Source organism: Nocardia sp. Marseille-Q1738 (assembly GCF_965283145.1).
Genome location: NZ_CBDIMS010000006.1, coordinates 181,297 through 200,371 on the forward strand (window position 1 = coordinate 181,297; position 19,075 = coordinate 200,371).

At 68.4% G+C, this 19,075-nt stretch carries 20 protein-coding genes and 1 pseudogene; 13 read left to right on the forward strand and 8 right to left on the reverse strand.

Annotated elements, in window-relative coordinates; all coding sequences use genetic code 11:
- The first annotated feature begins 228 nt into the window (after window positions 1–228).
- The 5 genes from ACWPXK_RS22435 to ACWPXK_RS22455 all read left to right on the forward strand — a co-directional run bounded on the left by ACWPXK_RS22435 (window position 229) and on the right by ACWPXK_RS22455 (window position 4,684).
- On the forward strand, window positions 229–1,842 hold the full coding sequence (locus ACWPXK_RS22435; protein WP_454198147.1) for a protein kinase domain-containing protein: 1,614 nt from the start codon (window positions 229–231) through the stop codon (window positions 1,840–1,842).
- Window positions 1,843–2,064: 222 nt separating this feature from the next.
- Window positions 2,065–2,937 (forward strand): DUF2334 domain-containing protein, encoded by an 873-nt coding sequence (locus ACWPXK_RS22440; protein ID WP_454198148.1) that lies wholly within the window; start codon window positions 2,065–2,067, stop codon window positions 2,935–2,937.
- Window positions 2,937–4,052 carry a glycosyltransferase gene (locus ACWPXK_RS22445; RefSeq protein WP_454198149.1) on the forward strand — a complete coding sequence of 372 codons (1,116 nt, stop codon included), beginning with the start codon at window positions 2,937–2,939 and terminating at the stop codon, window positions 4,050–4,052. Before ACWPXK_RS22440 ends, ACWPXK_RS22445 begins: the two co-directional genes overlap by 1 nt.
- A 66-nt stretch (window positions 4,053–4,118) precedes the next feature.
- Window positions 4,119–4,361, forward strand: a complete 243-nt coding sequence (locus ACWPXK_RS22450; protein WP_454198150.1) for a hypothetical protein — start codon at window positions 4,119–4,121, stop codon at window positions 4,359–4,361.
- The gene (locus tag ACWPXK_RS22455) at window positions 4,358–4,684 is read left to right on the forward strand and encodes a hypothetical protein (protein ID WP_454198151.1); all 327 of its coding nucleotides are present in this window, start codon (window positions 4,358–4,360) and stop codon (window positions 4,682–4,684) included. The genes ACWPXK_RS22450 and ACWPXK_RS22455 overlap by 4 nt, the downstream gene beginning before the upstream one ends.
- Here the strand turns inward: ACWPXK_RS22455 and ACWPXK_RS22460 are convergent.
- Window positions 4,588–5,595 (reverse strand): DMT family transporter, encoded by a 1,008-nt coding sequence (locus tag ACWPXK_RS22460; protein WP_454198152.1) that lies wholly within the window; start codon window positions 5,593–5,595, stop codon window positions 4,588–4,590. The genes ACWPXK_RS22455 and ACWPXK_RS22460 overlap by 97 nt on opposite strands.
- Before the next feature lie 132 nt (window positions 5,596–5,727).
- On the opposite strand from ACWPXK_RS22460, the gene ACWPXK_RS22465 reads away from it, so the two are divergent.
- From ACWPXK_RS22465 to ACWPXK_RS22480, 4 genes are read left to right on the forward strand one after another with little or no spacing between them, the layout of a single operon-like run.
- Window positions 5,728–7,395 (forward strand): CocE/NonD family hydrolase, encoded by a 1,668-nt coding sequence (locus tag ACWPXK_RS22465; protein WP_454198153.1) that lies wholly within the window; start codon window positions 5,728–5,730, stop codon window positions 7,393–7,395.
- On the forward strand, window positions 7,392–8,762 hold the full coding sequence (locus ACWPXK_RS22470) for a M20/M25/M40 family metallo-hydrolase (RefSeq protein WP_454198154.1): 1,371 nt from the start codon (window positions 7,392–7,394) through the stop codon (window positions 8,760–8,762). Before ACWPXK_RS22465 ends, ACWPXK_RS22470 begins: the two co-directional genes overlap by 4 nt.
- Window positions 8,759–9,655, forward strand: a complete 897-nt coding sequence (locus ACWPXK_RS22475; protein ID WP_454198155.1) for an alpha/beta hydrolase — start codon at window positions 8,759–8,761, stop codon at window positions 9,653–9,655. Before ACWPXK_RS22470 ends, ACWPXK_RS22475 begins: the two co-directional genes overlap by 4 nt.
- Window positions 9,656–9,664: 9 nt before the next feature.
- Window positions 9,665–10,117, forward strand: a complete 453-nt coding sequence (locus tag ACWPXK_RS22480; protein ID WP_454198156.1) for a 6,7-dimethyl-8-ribityllumazine synthase — start codon at window positions 9,665–9,667, stop codon at window positions 10,115–10,117.
- Between the two features lie 6 nt (window positions 10,118–10,123).
- On the opposite strand, the pseudogene ACWPXK_RS22485 reads toward ACWPXK_RS22480, so the two are convergent.
- The 3 genes and pseudogenes from ACWPXK_RS22485 to ACWPXK_RS22495 all read right to left on the reverse strand — a co-directional run.
- Window positions 10,124–10,275, reverse strand: a pseudogene (locus ACWPXK_RS22485) (metallopeptidase); the annotation flags it as partial.
- Window positions 10,276–10,436: 161 nt separating this feature from the next.
- Window positions 10,437–10,880 carry a hypothetical protein gene (locus ACWPXK_RS22490; RefSeq protein ID WP_454198157.1) on the reverse strand — a complete coding sequence of 148 codons (444 nt, stop codon included), beginning with the start codon at window positions 10,878–10,880 and terminating at the stop codon, window positions 10,437–10,439.
- Window positions 10,881–11,173: 293 nt separating this feature from the next.
- A complete protein-coding gene (locus tag ACWPXK_RS22495; protein WP_454198158.1) occupies window positions 11,174–12,115 on the reverse strand; it encodes an endonuclease/exonuclease/phosphatase family protein in 942 nt (313 codons plus the stop codon).
- A 136-nt stretch (window positions 12,116–12,251) separates the two neighbouring features.
- Here ACWPXK_RS22495 and ACWPXK_RS22500 point away from each other — a divergent pair, with 136 nt between their 5' ends.
- Window positions 12,252–13,160: an SDR family NAD(P)-dependent oxidoreductase gene (locus tag ACWPXK_RS22500; RefSeq protein WP_454198159.1), complete on the forward strand. Its 909-nt coding sequence runs from the start codon at window positions 12,252–12,254 to the stop codon at window positions 13,158–13,160.
- A 125-nt stretch (window positions 13,161–13,285) separates the two neighbouring features.
- On the opposite strand, the gene ACWPXK_RS22505 is transcribed toward ACWPXK_RS22500, so the two are convergent.
- Entirely contained in the window at window positions 13,286–13,933 is a 648-nt protein-coding gene (locus ACWPXK_RS22505; RefSeq protein WP_454198160.1) for an antibiotic biosynthesis monooxygenase family protein, read from the reverse strand.
- A gap of 189 nt (window positions 13,934–14,122) precedes the next feature.
- The gene (locus ACWPXK_RS22510) at window positions 14,123–15,088 is read right to left on the reverse strand and encodes an alpha/beta hydrolase (RefSeq protein ID WP_454198161.1); all 966 of its coding nucleotides are present in this window, start codon (window positions 15,086–15,088) and stop codon (window positions 14,123–14,125) included.
- A gap of 346 nt (window positions 15,089–15,434) precedes the next feature.
- Here ACWPXK_RS22510 and ACWPXK_RS22515 point away from each other — a divergent pair, with 346 nt between their 5' ends.
- A complete protein-coding gene (locus ACWPXK_RS22515; RefSeq protein WP_454198162.1) occupies window positions 15,435–16,058 on the forward strand; it encodes a hypothetical protein in 624 nt (207 codons plus the stop codon).
- 245 nt (window positions 16,059–16,303) lie between these two features.
- On the opposite strand, the gene ACWPXK_RS22520 is transcribed toward ACWPXK_RS22515, so the two are convergent.
- The gene (locus ACWPXK_RS22520; RefSeq protein WP_454198352.1) at window positions 16,304–16,951 is read right to left on the reverse strand and encodes a cysteine hydrolase; all 648 of its coding nucleotides are present in this window, start codon (window positions 16,949–16,951) and stop codon (window positions 16,304–16,306) included.
- 2 nt (window positions 16,952–16,953) lie between these two features.
- On the reverse strand, window positions 16,954–17,280 hold the full coding sequence (locus ACWPXK_RS22525) for a YciI family protein (protein WP_043689051.1): 327 nt from the start codon (window positions 17,278–17,280) through the stop codon (window positions 16,954–16,956).
- Window positions 17,281–17,388: 108 nt separating this feature from the next.
- Here ACWPXK_RS22525 and ACWPXK_RS22530 point away from each other — a divergent pair, with 108 nt between their 5' ends.
- Window positions 17,389–17,724, forward strand: a complete 336-nt coding sequence (locus ACWPXK_RS22530; RefSeq protein WP_454198163.1) for a winged helix-turn-helix transcriptional regulator — start codon at window positions 17,389–17,391, stop codon at window positions 17,722–17,724.
- Window positions 17,725–18,196: 472 nt separating this feature from the next.
- Complete coding sequence (locus ACWPXK_RS22535; protein WP_454198164.1) at window positions 18,197–19,075, forward strand: alpha/beta hydrolase; 879 nt, start codon at window positions 18,197–18,199, stop codon at window positions 19,073–19,075.

A 19,075-nucleotide genomic window follows, 5' to 3' on the forward strand; every position in this document is an offset into this window, starting at 1 on the left:
ACTTCACACAGGCCATAGCAAGATCGAATCGCGCGCCGCCGACGCGGAAGGCGACGTGATCGGCCTGTTGCAGCCGTAGGCTGCGGCGGGGACGCCGCACCGCACTCCCCGCACCGCGCTGTTCAGCTCGCGGCTGATCCATGACGTCGCACCGGCGAGTGCGAAGACGGCGCGCTGGTGTCCAGAACCGCTCGTCTTGCGGCGAACTGCGGGCGATACGGTCAAGGTATGTCGGTGCGCGGCTCCAGCGGTTCGTTCGGGGACTATTCCCTCGAACGGCTGCTGGGTCGTGGCGGTATGGGTGAGGTGTGGTTGGCGCGCGACCGTACCGGCGGCACCGTTGCGCTGAAGGTGTTGTCGGCGGCGTATTCCGCCGATCCGGGTTATCGGCGGCGCTTCGAGCGGGAGGCGCGGTTGGGGGCCCGAGTGCGTAACGCTCACATCGTGCCTATTCGTGCTTTCGGCGAGGTCGACGGGCATCTGTTCTTGGAGATGGCGTACATCGAGGGTGTCGACCTGGCGACGCGGCTGCGGTCGGGTGTTCTGGCGCCGGCCCGGGCCGTGGAGGTCATCTCCCAGGCGGCCGAGGCGCTGGATGCCGCACATGCGGACGGGCTTGTGCACCGGGATGTGAAGCCGGGCAATATCCTCGAGCACACCAGCGGTTTCGTGTACTTGATCGACTTCGGTATCGCCCGCGCCGCCGACGGCACCGCGCTCACCGCCACCGGGCAGGTGGTGGGCACAGTGGGGTACATGGCGCCGGAGCGCTTCACCGGCACCGTCGACGCCCGATCCGACGTCTATTCGCTGGCCTGCGTGCTCTACGAAACCGTCACCGGGCATCTGCCCTACGGCGACGGCGACCCGGCACAGCAGATGCGCGCACACCTGATGTCCGCACCCCCGCGCGCGTCGCAGGCTGCCCGCGATGTCCCGCCCGCGCTCGACAGCGTCATCGCCCGCGGCATGGCCAAGGAACCGGACGCACGCTACGCCAGCGCGGGAGAATTCGCCGCGGCGGCGCGCGGGGCCTTGGGGCTGCCCGCACCGATGCAACCGGCCCCACCGGTCCTGGACTCCGCGGCATCCCGCGGTGGACCGCCGACCCGCGTCATGACCGTCGCTGACTTGCCGCCGACCTGGGCGGCGCCCGCGCCGCCGTCGCAGACGCCCGATCCGCGAGAATTCTCACCTACCCGGATAGCGCATGCCGCCGCGTGGCGAAAGGCCGTGCTGCGTCGGTGGGTACCGGTCGCCGTCGGGGCAGCACTCGTAGCCGCGGCGGCCCTGTGGCTGCTGGGCGGCATCGGGTCCGACCCCGTTCCCAGCACGACCACAAGCGAGGCGTCCGCCACGGCCGCGACCGGTCCCCCGCTGCCCTCGGGCGGCGCGCAGCCTGCAGACGCGGACCACGGGCTGCGCGACGGGGACTTCGCTTTCACCGTGACCGATGTGGTTTCCAACGCCCACCCCACCGGCCCCGCGACCACAGGCGGTACCTACACCATCGTGACGCTGACGGTCACCAACGTGTCCGACGGTAAACAAGCATTCGCCATCTCCGATCAACGCCTGGTCACCACCGACGGCCGCTCCGTAGCTCCCGACGCGTCGGCCACCGCCGAACTCAACCCGTCCCGTGACGACTTCGACCAGATCGTTCCCGGCCGCAGCAGCACCATCCGGCTGGCCTTCGACCTCTCCGGCGACGACAAGAAGAACGACAAGAAAGACGAGAAGAAGGACGACAAGAAGGAGGACCGCGCAGCCGCCGTCCCGAGCCACTTGGTCCTCCACGGCAGTCCGTCCTCACCCGGCGTGACACTGCGGGTCCGCTAGCCGGTCGCTCCCGACGACGACCCGTCCGGTGAGCGTCCCGGGATGTCCGCGACGGTGGTCCTGTTGTCGACGGGCCGACGTCACTTCCGGCCGCCGCCCGTCGCTCGATCCGCCACCAGGCCGCCCGAGTCGCCGCCGATGTCGCCGGAGCCTGCGGACGACGCCTCCTCCGGACAACACGGCCCATGCAGGGGTTTCTCAACCGGAACGGCGCATCGGCCAGTGCGTGCGAAGCCGATCGACCTCGGCCTCGCACGCACCGCCGGGCGCGAGCACTGCGGACTGTCGGATCTTTCAGACGACCGCACCGCGCTGTTCAGCTCGCGGCTACCGGGCGGTGTTACGTTCCGGGACGTGTGTGCGCGGTTGGTGGTGAGCGTCCATGACGTCGCACCGGCGAGTGCGGCGGAGACGGCGCGCTGGTGCGCCGATGCCGATCGGTTCGGGATTCCCGTCTCGCTGTTGGTGATTCCCGGTCCGTGGCGGGGGATGCGGCTGTCCGGCGATCCGGACTACGCGGCATTCCTGCGCGAGCGTCGCCAGGGCGGCGACGACATCCTGGTGCACGGGTGGTCGCACCGGGCCGGTCCGGAGGGCGGTTGGCCGCGCCGGGCGGTCGGGCATGCGGTAGCGCGCGGCGCGGCCGAATTCGCCGCGCTCAACGTCGCGGAGGCCACGGCCAAGTTGCGCGCCGCCACCGAGGTGATGACCGAATCGGGGCTGCACACGACAGGTTTCACTCCGCCGGGCTGGCTGGCCTCGCCCGGCGCGGAGCAGGCGCTGCGCGCGGCGGGGTTCACCTACACCACCTCGCATTTCGGGGCGAAGCAGCTGCGCACCGGACGCCGGTACCGCGGGTTCGCGCTCTCCCATCGGCCGGGTGGGGGCTGGTCGGAGCGGTTCGGCGCGGCGATGGTGGACACGGTCGCGCGCCGGACCGCCGAACGCGGCGGGCTGGTCCGGCTAGCGCTGCACCCCGACGACCTGCACCGGCCCGGCCTGCGCGACACCACGCTGCGCGCCATCGACGCGGTGCTGCGGACCGGCGCGCGGGCGACCACCTACGCCGAACTGGTCGGATCGGCGGTCGGCTAGTGCGGATCGTGCAGATCGCCAACTTCTACACACCCGCCTCCGGTGGCCTGCGCACCTGCGTCGACGAGATCGGGCGCGGCTATTCGGAAGCGGGACACGACCGTGTGCTCGTCGTGCCCGGCCCGCGTGACGACGACGAGCACACCGCGTCCGGGCACCGCATCACGGTGCGCAGCCCGAAGTTCGGCGACGCGGGCTATCACGTGCTCACCGCCCGCCGCACCCGCCCGGTGCTCGATCGGCTCGCCCCGGACGTGCTCGAGTGCAGCGACAAGCTCAGCGTCCGCTGGCTCGCGCCGTGGGCGCGCGCCACGGGCGTCCCGCTGGTGTTGTTCTCGCACGAACGCATCGACGCGATCTTGCGCTCCCGGGTTCCGCGCGGTTTCCCGCTCACCGCCGCGGCCGATCTGGCCAACCGCCGCCTGTGGGTGCGTGCCGAAAAGGTCGTGGTGACGTCGAGTTTCGCCACCGCCGAGTTCGATCGGGTCGGCGCGCGCAACGTGCGCCGGGTTCCGCTCGGCGTCGACCTGGAGACCTTTCACCCCCAACGTCGCCGCGTCGCGGCGCACCCCGATGATCCGATCCGGCTCGTGCTGGTGAGCAGGCTGTCGCGGGAGAAGCGCGCCGAACGCGCGATCCGAGCGGTGCGCGTTCTGGTCGACTCGGGTCTGCGCTGTGCGCTGTCCGTCATCGGCGACGGACCGCTGCGTTCCCGTCTGGAGCATCTGGCGGCCGGGCTCCCCGTCGTCTTCCATGGTCATCTCACCGATCGGCCCGCCATGGCCGCCCTTGTCGCCGACGCAGATATCGCGGTCTTCCCTTCTCCTGCGGAGACTTTCGGCCTCGCGGTCCTGGAAGCGCTGGCCTGCGGCACACCTGTGGTCGTGCCCGCCGCGGGCGCCGCGCGCGAGCTCGTCGGCGGGCCCGGTTCCGGCGTTGTCTGCGACGGTTCCCCGCACGGACTCGCCGACGGGGTCCGCGAACTGCTCGCCCTGCCCCCGGCCCAGCGCCGCCGTGCCGCTCGTGCGGCCGCGGAACGCTTTCCGTGGTCGGCGACCGTCGACGGCATGCTCGCGCTCTACGCCGACTACGAGACCCCGGCCCGCTCAGCCTGACCGCCGGTATGCGGCTGGGCCGTCAGTAGCCAGCATTATCGCCAGGCGAAGAGTATGGTGTGAAATATGGCGAAACTGACGATCACCGTTCCCGATGCGGATCTCGCGTTCTTCGAGGCTGCCGCCGCGCGTAACGGGCAGAAGGTCTCGCCCTACTTCGTGCGCGCAGCGAAGATCGGCGCACTATGGGAGGACGCCAACCGGCCCCGGCCCCGCGACGAAGCCGCCGACCTTGCGCGCGCCGAGGAACAGGCGGCGCTCGACACCGCTGCGCATGCGGAAGAACACGGGAACGGGCACGCTGCGTGAACCACGGCGACGTCTACACCTTCGATCGAGAAAGACCCAGCCGCGACAACGACGAACGCACCCCGTACCGCGTTATTCTCACCCCCGGCTACTTGCTGCCGCCGGGCGAGAACTGGGTTATGGTCGCGCCCATCGAACGATTCGATCCCGACCGGCTGGTTGCCGTCCCCCTCGCCGAGGACGACCCCGTCCAAGGCTGGATCCGGACCGACCGGGTGACGACGGTCTACCGCCCCTGGCTATCCGGACCGGTCGGCCGGTTGACCGACGACACCATCGCCGTGTTCGACGAACGGCTCAAAGCTGCCCAGGGGCTGGACTGACCACGACCGGACCGCACGCCTCCGGGCGCCACATCCGGGAATCGGTCCCGCTCGTCGTGCAGCGTCGGCGAGTTCGCCAGCAGCGCGACGCCCGCGATCACCAGCGTGGCCGCACACGCCACCAGGAGCAGGCGTGGTTGCACCGTCGCCGTGAAGAGGATCGACCCGGCCAGGTAGCTCAGTACCGGGTCGGTGATCGTCATCGCCGTCAGCGCCGTTGGCAGCGAGCCGCGGGCGTATGCCTCCTGGGTCAGCACGCCGCCGAGGAACGCCGACACGGGGATGCCGAGCAGTGCCCAGCTCGGGTCGGGCAGCCTGCTCGTCGCCAGCACGACCAGCACCGCCGTCGTGGCGAAACAGCATCCGGCGGCGACCGCGACCAGCGCGGAGCGCAGCTGCGTGGAGCGGGCCGATCGGGACGCGCCGAACAGCAGGACGATCGTGACGATCACACCGGCGCCCGCCTCCGGCAGAAACTGGGTGTTCACCGCGGACTGCGCGGAAACACCCTGTGCGACAAGTAGAATCAGGCCCGCGCACACCGCCGTCGTCCCGGCCCAGTCCCGCGCGAGCAACGTGCGACCACGCCGCACGGCTGCCAGCGGCAATGCGAACAGCAATTGCACGACCAGCAACGCCTGCACCACAGCGATGCCGCCGAAACGCAACGCGACCGCGTGCACGGCGAACCCCGCCACGTTCGCGCCCTGACCGGCCAGCCAGCGGCGGTCGGTGATCACCCGGCGGGCGATCGCGGCGATCAGCAGAAACCGCCCCTGCCCGGAATCGGTGGCCGCCTGCCGTGCCGCCCCCTGTTGCAGCGCCGCCGACACCGCGAACAGGAACGCGGCCAGCAACGCCAGGGTGACCGTCGCGACGGCGTCGACCGACCCGGCACCGAATTCATTCACCGCTGGCACCGTGCCGATGCTGGTCCAGCTGGATGAACACAGGATGGCGTCCGCTCGGCGCGGGGACGACGGCTCAGCCGACTACCCCGGTTCCGGGGGCTGGACGACCGTCCGGGCAAACTCGATAGTCCAATGGTGACCGAACGACCCGTCCTCCTGCGCGCCCTGTGCGGGCTGCTGCTCCTGCTCGGAGCCTTCACCCCGGTTACGGCGAACGCCGAGCCGCTCCGGGTGCCCTACCAGTGGAAGCAGGCGTTCATCGACAGCAAGGACGGCACCCGGCTGCACGCCGACATCCTGCGCCCGGCGGGTATGTCCGAGGACACCCGCACTCCGGTCGTCCTCACCGTCAGCCCGTACCGCGCGCATCTGGCGTACCTGAGCGAGCCGCGCCTGACCGGTGGCCCGTCCACCGACAACCTCAGCGCCGACCTGTTCCTGGCCGCGGGCTACACCTACGTCATCGTGGACCTGCGCGGGTTCGGCGGCTCCGGCGGCTGCCCGGATTTCGGCGGCCCTGGCGAGCGCGCGGATGTCGCGGCCGCGGTGGAGTGGGCGGCCGGGCAGCCGTGGTCCACCGGGAAGGTGGGCATGTTCGGCGTCTCCTACGAGGGGTGGACCGGGCTGATGGGCCTGGCAGGCAAGCCGGAGGGCCTCGCGGCGGTCGCCGCGTTCGAGCCGGTCGTCGACCCGTACTCCTACCTGTACATGCAGGGCGTTTCCTGGAAGTTCTCGGGGAAGCCCATCACCGAGAGCGGCGTGCGCCCAGCCGATTTCGCCGGTCTGGAACATCTGCTCATCGCGTCCACTCCGCCGCGGCCGGAGGACGGCGGCGAGTACCGGTCCAACGCGACGCAGTTGCCGTGGCAGTGCTATCAGCACTACCTGACCGACATCGGCGATCACGACCCCGGCACCGCCTTCTGGCGGGATCGTGATCTCGTCGCGCCCCTGCGCGGCAACACGATTCCGTTGTTTCTCGGTCAAGGTTTCGTCGACTACAACACCCGGGCCTACCGTGTATTCGACCTGTGGAACGGTCTCGGCCCCGGTGCGCACCGGGCTTGGTTCGGTCAGTGGGGCCACCGCACCTGCCACGACAAATGCGGCACACCGCACTTCGACACCGAACTGCTCGCCTTCTTCGACAAGCACGTGGCGGGCCGCGACGTCGAGATTCCCGGACCGCGGATCACTGTCGGCCAGTTCGACGGCCGCTGGCGCGCGGAAACCGCGTGGCCGCCCGCCGACGCGCAACGGGTCCAGGTCGAGCTGCGTCCCGGCCGCTACACCGACCGCGGCCTGGTTCCCGGACCCGACCGCGAGTTCTGGTCGGTGTCCGCGCCACTGGCGCAGGAACAGCACCTGTCCGGCATCCCGACCGCGACGCTGCGCCTGAGCGGCCCGCCGAGCGCGACCGTCGCCGTCGAGCTCTACGACATCGCGCCCGACCTGCGCGCCACCGTCATCACCCGCGGCATCGCCCCCGTCTCCGACACCGCGCAGGTCCGGTTGCTCGCCCAGGACTGGCCGATTCCGGCCGGACACCGGATCGGCGTGCGCATCGTCGACGTAGTCGACGACGTGTGGTCGCACTCCCCCGCCTTCGCCCCGGTCACCGTCGCCGCGGCGAGTGTCGAGCTGCCGCTGTTGACCGGCACGCGGCAGCCGGACCTGACCGGCGGCCTCACCGAGGGCATCGTGAAGTGGCGAAACGAGAAGACGATCGCCCTCGATCCCGGCATGTTGAACAATGCAACGGTGTCCATGAACATGCCCGATCGCCCCGGTGCCCGATGACGGGACCCGTCGACGACCTCACCGCCGAACGCCTCGCCGCCGCGCTGCGGTGCGCGACCGTGTCCACCGACGACCCGCGCGACACCGACAACGCCGCGTTCGAGTGCCTCGACGCCCACCTCGAGCAGTCCTTCCCGCGGGTGCACGCCGAACTCGAACTCCAACGGTTCGGCCACAGCAGGCTGTACCGGTGGGCGGGCAGCGAACCCGGCCGGGTCGCCGCGATCCTGCTCGCGCACCAGGACGTGGTGCCGGTGGACGACCCACAGCGCTGGACCCATCCGCCGTTCGCGGGCGTGGTCGACGACGAATACATCTGGGGCCGCGGCGCCATCGATGACAAGAGCCGCGTGCTGGCCATCCTGGAGGCGGCCGAGTCGGCCCTCGCGGCGGGCTTGCGGCCCCGGCACACGGTGTACTTGGCGTTCGGGCACGACGAGGAGGTCTTCGGCGGGTACGGCGCCGAGCGCATGGCCGAGCATCTGCGGCACGCGGGCGTGCACGCCGACCTGCTGCTCGACGAGGGCGGTGTGATCACCTCCGGCGTCGTCGACGGCGTGCGGCAGCCGGTGGCCACGATCATGCTCGGCGAGAAGGGCTACGCGACCGTCCGATTGTCGGTCACCGAGGTGGGCGGTCATTCGTCCATGCCGGGCAAGCAGACCGCGGTCGGCCGGATCGCGCGAGCGGTGGGCCGGATCCAAGACCATCCGATGCCGCTGCGCCTGACGCCGGTGATCGCGGACATGCTGGCCAGGTTGCGGGAGGTCCTGCCGCAGCCGCGCCGGCGCCTGCTCGGTCTCGCGGGCGTCGCTGCGCCGGTGATCACCCGGGTGATGGCGGCCCGGCCGCAGAGCGAGGCGCTGGTGCGCACCACCGCCGCGCCAACGGTGATCCGCGGTGGGGTGCGGGCGAACGTGCTGCCGCAGCACGCCGAGGCGTTGGTGAACTTCCGCATCCTGCCGGGCGACTCGGTCGCGTCGGTGCTGGCGCACTGCCGGAAGGTGGTGCGGGACAAGGGCATTCGGTTCGAATTGGTGGGAATGTCGGCGGAGCCGTCGCGCATCACCGGCCCCGGTCCCGCGTTCGACGTGATCGCGAATCTCGCTCGCGCCGTCGTGCCAGGGATAGCGGTGACCACCGGCATCGTTCCGGGCGCGACCGACTCCAGGCACTACGACGATCTGGCGGTCACCCGGTGCAACTTCGCCCCGATCGTGCTGGACGAGGGCGACCTGGCCTCGATTCACGGAACCGACGAGCGTCTTTCCCGGGTCAACTACGCTCGACTCATCGAGTTCAACCGGCGGCTGATCGAGCATTTCGCGGCGACCAGCGTGCCACTGACGTCAGGAGCCGATGCATGACGACCGAGCCGACGGCGCGCGATGCCACGCCGACCGAGCCGCCCGCCGCGCCCGCGATCCGCACCGAGTCGGGCGAGTTCGACGGCGTCGGCAGCGGGGTGGCATGGCGCGCGTGGCTGCCCGACGGCCCGGCACGTGGCGTGATCGTCTTGGTGCACGGCGTGGCCGAGCACTCCGGCCGCTACGCTCACGTCGGTCAGCGCCTGGTCGGCGCCGGTTTCGCGGTCTACGCGCCGGACCATATCGGCCACGGCAAGTCGGCGGGCGGCAAGGCCAATATCGGCTCGATGGAGGGCGCCGCCGACAACGTCGCCGCCATGCTGTCCATCGCGGGCCGGGAGCAGCCCGGCGTGCCGCGCTTCCTGCTCGCGCATTCGATGGGCAGCCTGATCGTCCTGTATCTGGCCACCAGGGCGCGGATCGACGTGGCGGGCATCGTGCTGTCCGCGCCGCCGCTGGACATTCCGGTGGGCAACCCGCTGCAGCGCATGCTCGCGCCCGTGCTGAGCCGGTTCACCCCGAATCTGGGTGTGCTGAAACTGGATTCGTCGCAGATCAGCCGTGATCCGGCGGTGGTCGCGGCCTACGACAACGATCCGCTGGTCTACCGGGGCATGCTGCCCGCCCGCACCGGCGCCGAGATGCTGAACGCGAGCAACACGGTCAAGACGCGGCTGTCGAAGCTCACCGTGCCGCTGCTGGTGCTGCACGGCACCGCCGACGCGATCGCCGCGCCGTCCAGCTCGGATCTCATCGAGCGGGGCGCGGGTTCGAAGGACCTCACGGTGATCCGCTACGAAGGTCTCTACCACGAGGTGTTCAACGAGCCCGAGCAGGAGAAGGTGCTCGATGACGTGGTCGGCTGGCTGGAAGCGCACGTTACCGGCCAGTAGTATCCCGGCATGGGAACTACCGGATCCATCGCGTTCATCCGTGCCAGCTGGCACAGCTCGATCGTCGGCAAGGCGTACGAGGGCTTCCTCGCCGAATACACCGATCTCGGCTTCGATCCCGCCACCGTCGACGTGTACGAGGTGCCGGGCGCCTTCGAGATCCCGCTGCACGCCAAGCGTCTCGCGCACTCCGGCCGGTACGCGGCGATCGTGGCGTCCGCCTTGGTCGTGGACGGCGGAATCTACCGGCACGACTTCGTCGCGTCGGCGGTGATCGACGGGCTGATGCGGGTCCAGTTGGACACCGACGTGCCGGTGTTCTCGGTCGTGCTCACGCCGCACCACTTCCACGAGCACAGCGAACACGTCACGTACTTCACCGAGCACTTCCGCACCAAAGGCGCCGAAGCGGCCCGCGCCTTGGCGGGCACGCTCAGCTCGCTGCGGTCCCTTCCGGTGTAGCGCCTGGCGGAACTCGGCCAGGCAGGCGCTCTCCCCGTCCAGCACACCGGTGCGGAAGGCCTCCAGCCGCTGGTAGCCGCTCGGCACCACCTTGCCGTTCACGTCGGCGGCCGCCAGTCCGTCGGCGAGCAGCCCGGAGCCGCCTCGTCCAGGTCGCCCGCGGTTTCGGCGCCGGTCAGCAAAGGCCAGGAGACAGAGGAACTCATGCCGCAACTCCCGCCGGGAGTCTGAACCGGTTCGACGAGGGAGGCTCCTTGCGAGCGCAGTGGGCGGCGGCACCGTAGGGAAACCGTCAGGTGATAGACGCGGGCCCAGTCGTTCAGTTCGTTTCCAGGGAGCGTTTCATCCTCGAGTCGACGTAGGCGATGAGGCATTGCAACGGCCAGCGGCCGTCGTCCATCAGCTCGAAAGTGTCGACACGGTCGCGCAGTTCCCATAGCAGCGTGTCGATCTGCTGGATGTCGTGCACCGTCAAGTCATCGCGCAATGTCTCGCCCAATGCCGACAGCAGCTCTCGATCGATAGCTGCCAACTCGCCGTAAATCCATTGTGTTCGGCCGAGGATGGCATCATGGCTCTTCAGGTCGACGTAGTCGAACAGGTTTCGTAACGGAGTCTGCTCGATCGTGTCCGCAGGAGGGAAGGGCACCTGATGCCGAACAATGTCGAGCTGACGCCGAACCTCGCGGGCGCTATCCAAGTCCAAGAACTCGTCTCTCAGATAAGCTGTCAGCTCGAGAAGCAGTCGCTCGATGTCATCCACGGTCGCCACCCTTCATCACCCACGCCCCAATGGTTCCCAGAAGGACGACTGTTCAGCCGTCTGGCCGAGTAGCTGCCCATGCCTCGTCCTTCAACCTCGCCGAGTCAGCATAGGTGCAGAAGACCGTTTGCGACAGCTACTTCAGGCGGAGTGGAAGTCGAACTCGCCGTCGTTGGCACCGGCAAGGAACGCGGTCCACTCGGTTTCGTTGAAGCGGAGCTGGACGTCTGCAAGTTTCCGCGTCCTCGCACAGATCGTGGTCTGTGCGAGGACGGGTCGGTGCGGGTCGCCGATCAGTGGAGCTGGATCCGGGCGATGAGGGCGCGATGGTCGGAGCCGGGGACGGTGAGGCTGTACAGGTCTTCGGCGGTGGCGTCGGCCAGCAGGATGTGGTCGATGCCGATCACCGGTCCCCAGCGGCGGTCTTCCGGGTAGGTGGGCAGCAGGCCCGCGCCGGTTTGGTCGGCGGCCGAGGCGAAGCGGCCGCGCAACAGGTCGCGGTAGGCGGTGTGGTCGCGGGTCGCGTTGAAGTCGGCGCCCACGATGGCCGGGCCGCGGTGCGCGTCGAGGATTTCGCGAGTCTTGCGCATCTCCGCGGTCCAGGCGGGGAAATTGAACGGCGGCGGGACCGGATGAAATGCGAAGACGGTGATCGGACCGTGTTCCGGGTGATCCATTGTCGCGGAGACGTTGTTCAGGATGTAGCCGTCGTATTTCGTGTTGTCCCGCAACGGATATCGGCTGTAGATCCCGGTGCCGCCACCACCCCCGACGGGTTCTGTGTAGCGGTAGGGCAGTTCGTCGAGCAGGCCCGCGCCCGCCAGGCTCTCGACCGCCGCGTCGGTCAGCTCCTCCACGGTCAGCACGTCGACCCGGTTGTCCCGCACCGCGCGGACCACGGCGGCCGGATCAGCCTTGCCGAAGAGCAAATTCGATTGCATGACCGTCATCCGTGGGCCGCTCGCGGCCCGCCCTTCCGGCACGAACGCGGGGACCAACGTCCACAGCACCGCTATGGCCAACGCTCCGGCCACAGCCGCACTGCGCCACCCGCGCGCGATCAACATCAGCACCAGACCGACGACCGCGCCGATCATCAGGTACGACGCCCCCGACGCGAGCAACACCAGCCCCCGCCGCTCCCACGCTCCGAAATGCAGCACGATCCCGGCGGCACCCGTCGCAACAGCGCACCACCCCACCCCGAGCAATGCCCGGTCTATCCATTTACGCATGCGGCCGAGCTTAGGCAATGCCGGTGAAGCTCCGGTGTGGGGCGTGTGTGCAATCGAGCGCAAGCATTGCTGTGGCGGCGGGGCGGCCGTACATTACGCTCGAAGCCATTTCGGCGGCTTCCCGAAGCGAGGCAACATGTCGACCATCGTGATGACGGGCGGAACTTCAGGGTTCGGAGCTGTAGCCGCCGAGCGGCTGACGCAGGCGGACAACACTCGCCTGGTTCTGGGGGCGCGCCGACCGACACGAATCGGCGAGTCGATGCCGCTCGATCTGACGAAGCTGGACTCCGTACGCGCGTTCGCGACGTCGGTCCGGGAACGGCTGGGCGACACTCCCGTCGACGCGTTGGTGCTCAACGCCGGCGTGGTTCTCCCCGACATCACCGGTCGAACCGCCGACGGCTTCGAGACGACTTTCGCCGTCAATCACCTTGCGCACTACCTGTTGCTGCGCCAGCTGCTGCCCGCTCTCGCGGACCGGGCCATCATCGTGCTCACCACCAGCGGCACACATGATCCAGCCAACCACGCCGGATTGACGCCGCCGCGTCACGCCGACGCGGAGCTACTGGCGCACCCCGAGCGCGACCCCGACCGTGACACCCGGCCGCGCAAGGCGGGCGAGCACGCGTACACCGCGTCCAAGCTGTGCACCGTACTCACCGCACGCTGGTTGTCCGAGCACCCCGATCTTCAGCCCCGGCGACTCACGGTGATCGCCTACGACCCAGGGCAGGTCTTCGGGACAGGGCTGGCCAAAGACCTGTCGTTCCCTCTACGGACAGCCTGGTCGCTACTGGGCACGCCGGGGCTGAACTGGCCACTGCGCCAACTCAACCGCAACCTCAATACTCGCTCTGCGGCCGGAAACACCTTGGCGGACCTGACTCTTGGGCTCACCACGCCCCCGGCGGGACGCATGTACGCCGCCCTACGCCGAGGGAAACTCACCTGGCCGGACCCATCGGAACTGGCCCGCAGCGACGATGTGGCTCGAGCACTGTGGAACGACAGCGCCGGACTCGTCGACCTCGCGGACTGACAGCACGGTGGGCACATTGCTCGCACCAGCCTTGATTGTCTGATCTGCGCCAGACCAGTCGTTCGAGCACCAGCATGTCGGAATCGGCGACTGCGCGAAAAGCGGGGGCCGTTTCTGTCTGTGCGCTATTTTGTTGCGATTCCGGCTAATTCGCCTACGACCTCGTAGATCGCGGTGTTGGGCGTCGCGTGCACGCGAGCCATGTTCGTCGCGGCGGTCATGGCCGAGCTCTGTGCGGCGGCTTGCCAAGCCGCCACGCTGTCCCAGTGGGCGACGTTGACCAGCCGGAAGCGAGCCTCCGGGGTGACCGCGCGGTGCAGGCGTACATCGCGGAAACCGGACGCCGACCGCATGAGTCGGGCACGGTCGCTCCACCCGACGGCGAAACCGTCCACCGAGTCGGGGGAAATCTCGAAGATGTTCATGAAGGTGACTCCGGGGCCATCGACCTGGCGATCCGTGGGCGGCCGGAAGTCGTACAACGTCTCGTAGAGCGCTGTGGAGGCACGGACCTCGGCGGGTAGCGCGTCCAACCACTGCCGCCTCCGGGGCTCGTTCCGGGCGGAGATGGCGTGCTCGGCACTGTCCCAGTGCGCGACACCCACGACAGGAAACCGGACGTCGTCATTGAGCGCACGGTGCAACTGTGCTCCGCGGAAACCGGCTGTGCCACTGAGGTATCCGCAGCGGTCGTGCCATATCTCGATGAACCCGTGGATGTTCGAGGCGGATAGTTCGAATACGTCGATTGAGATGACTTCATTGTCGGTCATGGCGACAGTGTCCTCCCTGGGCCGCGGTCGAGGTCAAGCGTATTCGGCTCCGTTGTCGCAAATCTCGCACTGACGTGCCGGCGGGCCACGCGTGACCTACTATTCGGTGAACGCGACGCGCTAACCTGCTCGACGAGGTCCACGGACTACTGCGCCGTGGTCGCCGCGAGTCTCAGGCTTATCGAAGTCCTATCGAACGCCGAGGCCTGCTTGCAGGGTCGGCCAGGATTTGGGCAACGCGGCCTTCCAGTACGGCCACGTGTGGACGCCGACGGCGCCGTAATCGATGGAGAGGTCGGCGCCGAAGAGTTTCATGGCGGGCGCGATGGCGACGGTGCAGTCATGCGAGATGTGTTCGATCTCGTTCGCCCGGAGCGGGTCGTTGGGCCACGACCAGTTGTCGTCGAACGGGGGATCGTCGGGGCCGGGCACGCCGGTGGCGGCGTACAGGTGGACCGGTTTGCCGCGTAGCGCGTCCAGGTGTTTGCTCGGATCATGCGCGTCCCACTCCGGATTGCCCGCGGTACCCCACATGTTGTCCGGGTTCCCGCCTTTCGCTTCGACCACGGGGCGCACCGAGAGTTGCCCGATACCGTCGGTCGTGTAGCAACCGCTGAAGGCCGCCAAAGCCCGGAACATGCCGGGGTGTCGCACGGCCAGAATGGCCGCCGCTCCGGCTCCCATCGAAAGTCCGCCGACGGCGTAGACCCCATTGCCTTTCAGCTCGCGGTCGATCAGCGGCGGCAGTTCCGAGGTGAGAAACGTCTCCCACTTCTGGTGCCCCAGTTTGGGATCGTCCTTCAACCAGTCGGTGTAATACGTGCCCCCGCCGCCGACGGGCATCACCACGTTGACCGGCTTGTCGGCGAAGAACTCCTTGGCCCCTCCGCGCAGGGTCCAGGTGCTGCTCGGCTGGGATTCCGACGCCCCGTTTCCGTCCAGCAGCAGCAAGGTCGGCCGTGATGCCGCCTGGTTCGCCGGCACCAGCACGTCGAGGTGAACGGTCCGCTTCATCGCGGGCGATCGGACGTACATCTGCCATTGCTGCGCAGAGGTGCGCTCGATCCGCTCGACGACGGCCTCCGCGTTCGCTTGTGGAGCCGCGACCAACAGCGATCCGGCAGCGACCACTGCGGCTGCGGCAACAGATCCCATTCGCCGGAACCTCCGGCGTCCTCGCAACACCGACATGCGCAAAACCACAGTAGGAACCCCATCGATGCTTGGCCCCGTCGGAGGCCGTGACCTTTCGCGCCAACAATGCCACGAAATTGCTGAACCACCACGACAGGGAAGTCGGCGCCGTGACGGACGGGCGCTGGAGGGCGTGGTCGATTCAAGCGGTGAAGCGGGTGGCGAGGTCGGCATCTCGGCGCCGCAGCTATGACGCAGCGCACACCACGGAACCGCGTATCGAGTGAACCGCTGATCGCGACAGTTCGTAGTACGGGTGACGAGATGCAGTGTGCGCCTCGTCGAACGGCGACGAAAGGACCGAAATATGAGTTCTACCAAGCGATTCCAGCGTGCCGCTGTGCCGGTCGCGGCTACTGCGGTCGTTCTTGCCGGCCTGTTGAGCGCCTGTGGTGGCGACAAAGAGGGCCGGCCCGAGCCGGCGGCCGCGTCGGCGTCGCAGGCGACATCGTCGACCACGGCCACCGCTGCGCAGGCACCCGCTGCGGGGCAGGCTCCCGCAGTGGCGAAGACGCAGGGCTGGCTGAAGATCTACGGCGGAGCGGCGCCGGCCGGGACCGCGAATGTGGTGCAGCTCGATGTGACGAGCAATCCGAATGTCGGGCGGTACGTGTCGGACGGGCCGGGCCGGTCGCTGTACCGGTTCGACAAGGACACCGCGAAGCCGTCGGTATCCAACTGCGCCGGGCAATGTGCCGTGACCTGGCCGCCGCTGACCGTTGCCCGTGACCAATCGGTCTACGCGTCGGGGGTCGACCCTCAGCTCGTCGGATTCATCGAACGTGCCGACGGCACCTGCCAGATCACCATCGGGGGTTGGCCGGTGTACTACTTCTCGAAGGACAAGAAGCCGGGGGATCTGCTCGGCCAGGGCGTCGGCGGGACATGGTTCGCAGTAGCTCCGAATGGCGGCAAGGCCACGCGCGACTGACCTGCCCTGCCGGTGCCGCCGGTATGGTTCGCCGCGCCGGGCCGCGGCAGATGTCCCGGGCCGCCTGGTGCCGGGACCTCTGCACGCGTGAAACAACCTCAGTTGTACCTGGCCCCTCTATCTGCCAGGCATCGCACGTCGGCGAGGCGCCGAGATTCAGGTGCTCGCTCCGACCCCGTAGCCGATACGCCGTCGGTGCCCGGTGTGGAGGTTCTGTGCGTTCCCGGCGCCACCGACCTCCGGCCTCAGCGCGGCCACCGGCTCATCGACCCCGTGAGCGTCGCAGTGTCCGTCGTCAGCGAGCCACCCGCGAATTCCAACGTGGCATGCGACCTTTCGGCTGCGTCCGAATGGCCGGCGCCACAGGCGTCGGTTACCACGATCGGCAAGTAGCCCAAATCCAAGCTGTGCCGGACGGTCGGCTCGATGCCCACCTCCATGGCGATGCCCGCGACGGCGAACGTGTCGATTCCACAGTCGCGCAACGCGATGTCGAGCGGGGTCGCGGCGAAGGCGGACATGGTGATCTTGTCGAACACCACCTCGTCGGGGCCGGGCGCCAACTCGGGCACCAGCTGGAACTGCGGTGAGCCCTGGGGAAAGCTGGAGCGCAGCGCGGCGGGGTCGTCCACGCGCTGCCACTGCATGGCGGTGCGCAGCTGGGCGACGCCCGACGCGGCGATCGGCAGCGACATGTGCCGGGTGTAGAACACTCGGAAACCGCCCGCCCGCGCGGCATCGCGCAATTGGACGCACGCGCGCACGATCTTGTCGCCGTCCGGGATCTGATGCACGATGCCGACCTGCATGTCATAGATGAGCAGGGCCATGCGCGCGGGATCGCAGGCGTCCGGAACGGTCTGCGGAATGCTGAGGCCGAAGGCGTGTCGCATGGTCACGCGGTCCGGTCGTAGGGCTCGGCGACGTCGACCGCCGGGTCCATCAGCGCCTCCAGCGGCAACGGCGCCTGCACCGGAACGTAGGTCCACTCCAGGTAGCCTGCCTTGGTGAGCGGGAAGTCCGCGACGTACTTCTGCGCCTCTTCGACGCTGTCGACTTCGAACACGATCACCACGCCGGGCTCGTCGGCGCGGGCGTAGTTCTCCCGCACGATGCCCGCCTTCCACAGCCGCCACACATTGGCGACCTCCTCGGGCAGGTAGGGATTGATCGTCTCCAGCGTGACGCCCGGCTTGAATCGGTCGAAAACGATGACCTTCATAGGGTTTTTCGCTCCATGTCTGCGTTGGTCGATACGAACGGCATTCATGGAATCGTGACGATTACAGTGTTACAAGAACGCACTTTTCGGTGAGTACCCGGAGGTCATGTGCCCGGCAAGCGCTACAACTGCGCCGTAGAGGTGACCGTCGACCTGATCGGCGGCAAGTGGAAGCCGGTGATCCTCGCCCACCTCAAGGAGGGCGTGCACCGCTACGGCGAACTGCGCCGGCGCATGCCGACCACCAGTGAGAAGATGCTCGTTCAGCAATTGCGTGAGCTGGAATCCGACGGCCTGGTCCACCGCACCGTCTTCGACACGGTGCCGCCGCAGGTCGAATACACCCTCACCGAGGAAGGCCGCACCCTCGTCCCGGTCCTCACCGCCCTCTACGACTGGGGCGAACAGCGCGCCGCCCGCACCGGCCTCACCCTCGATCCCTGAGCCCGGCTTCGGTCCGAGGGGGGTGAATCGGGTGACGAGGCCTCGGAGATGCGGGGTAGTTGCGGCCGCTCCGAAACATATGCATCACAGTCGCACGGTTTGCTCGTTCCCAATGTGAAGAAACTGCATGTTTCCTGATCTACTAGGAGGAGTGCAACGCGTCTTCGAGGGTCCTGCTGTTCGTGCTGGTAATGCCAGCGGCGAAGAAACTGTTGATCGACACCGCCCTACCGCGGAAAAGCGGCAGGCACGGCGAGGTAGTTCGAGCCCGTCTGCGCTGGTACGCCCAGATGGTCGGCGCTTGCGGACGCGGTGGATCGCCAGGGTGCTTGCGCCGGCAGCGGTGCTGCTAGGGGCTCTGACGACAGCGTCTGGTGTGGTTGTCGCGGACCCGCCGTCGTCGCGCCCGAATACGGGGTCGTCGGACGGCTACAAAGCCCCCTCGGAAAGCTCTGCCCTCCCGGCCCTACCCGTGATCGACCGTGTCGAGCCGATCACCGACCGGTGGCTGCGAGTATTCGTGAACTCGCCCGCGATGAAACGCGTGGTGCAGGTGCAGGTGCTGGTCCCGGCCGACCGTAGCCGACCGCGGCCGACTCTGTACATGCTCGACGGTCGCGGCGCTCCCGAGAACAGCAGCAGCTGGATCGAGTACGGCGGGGCGCGAGAATTCTTCGCTGACAAGAACGTCAACGTCGTGCTGACCACGGGCGGTCCGGCCAATCTCTACACCGACTGGCAGCGCCGCGATCCGGTCCTCGGCACCAACAAATGGGAGACGTTCCTCACCCGCGAACTGCCGCCACTGATCGACGCGCACTTCGAAGGCAGCGGCCGCAACGGAATCCAGGGCGTCTCCATGGGCGCCGAAGCCGCGATGATGCTCACGTTCCGGACACCGGGCATGTATTCCGTCGTCGCGGCCCACAGCGGCTGCTACACCCTCGCAGGCGCTGGTCAAGCCCAAGCCCGCGGGATCGTCGAAACCTACGGCGGCAATCCGGACAACATGTTCGGCCCACCGAACGATCCCGACTGGCTCGCCCACGACACCATGGCACACGCGGAAGCCTTGCGCGGCACCGCGATCTACCTGTCCAGCGGTAGTGGGGTCCCCGGCGAACACGATCTACCCGGCAAGGTCGAACTCCCCGACGCCATCACCGTCGGAGGCCCGCTCGAAGCCGGAGCCTTCGGATGCGCCCTCGCACTGGCGAACCGGCTGACCCAACTGCAGATTCCGGCGACGGTGAATCTGCGGCTCACCGGCACACACTCCTGGCCGTACTGGGCCGACGAACTGTCCCGGTCCTGGCCCACCATCGCCGGAGCGCTGCACATCGGCAACTGA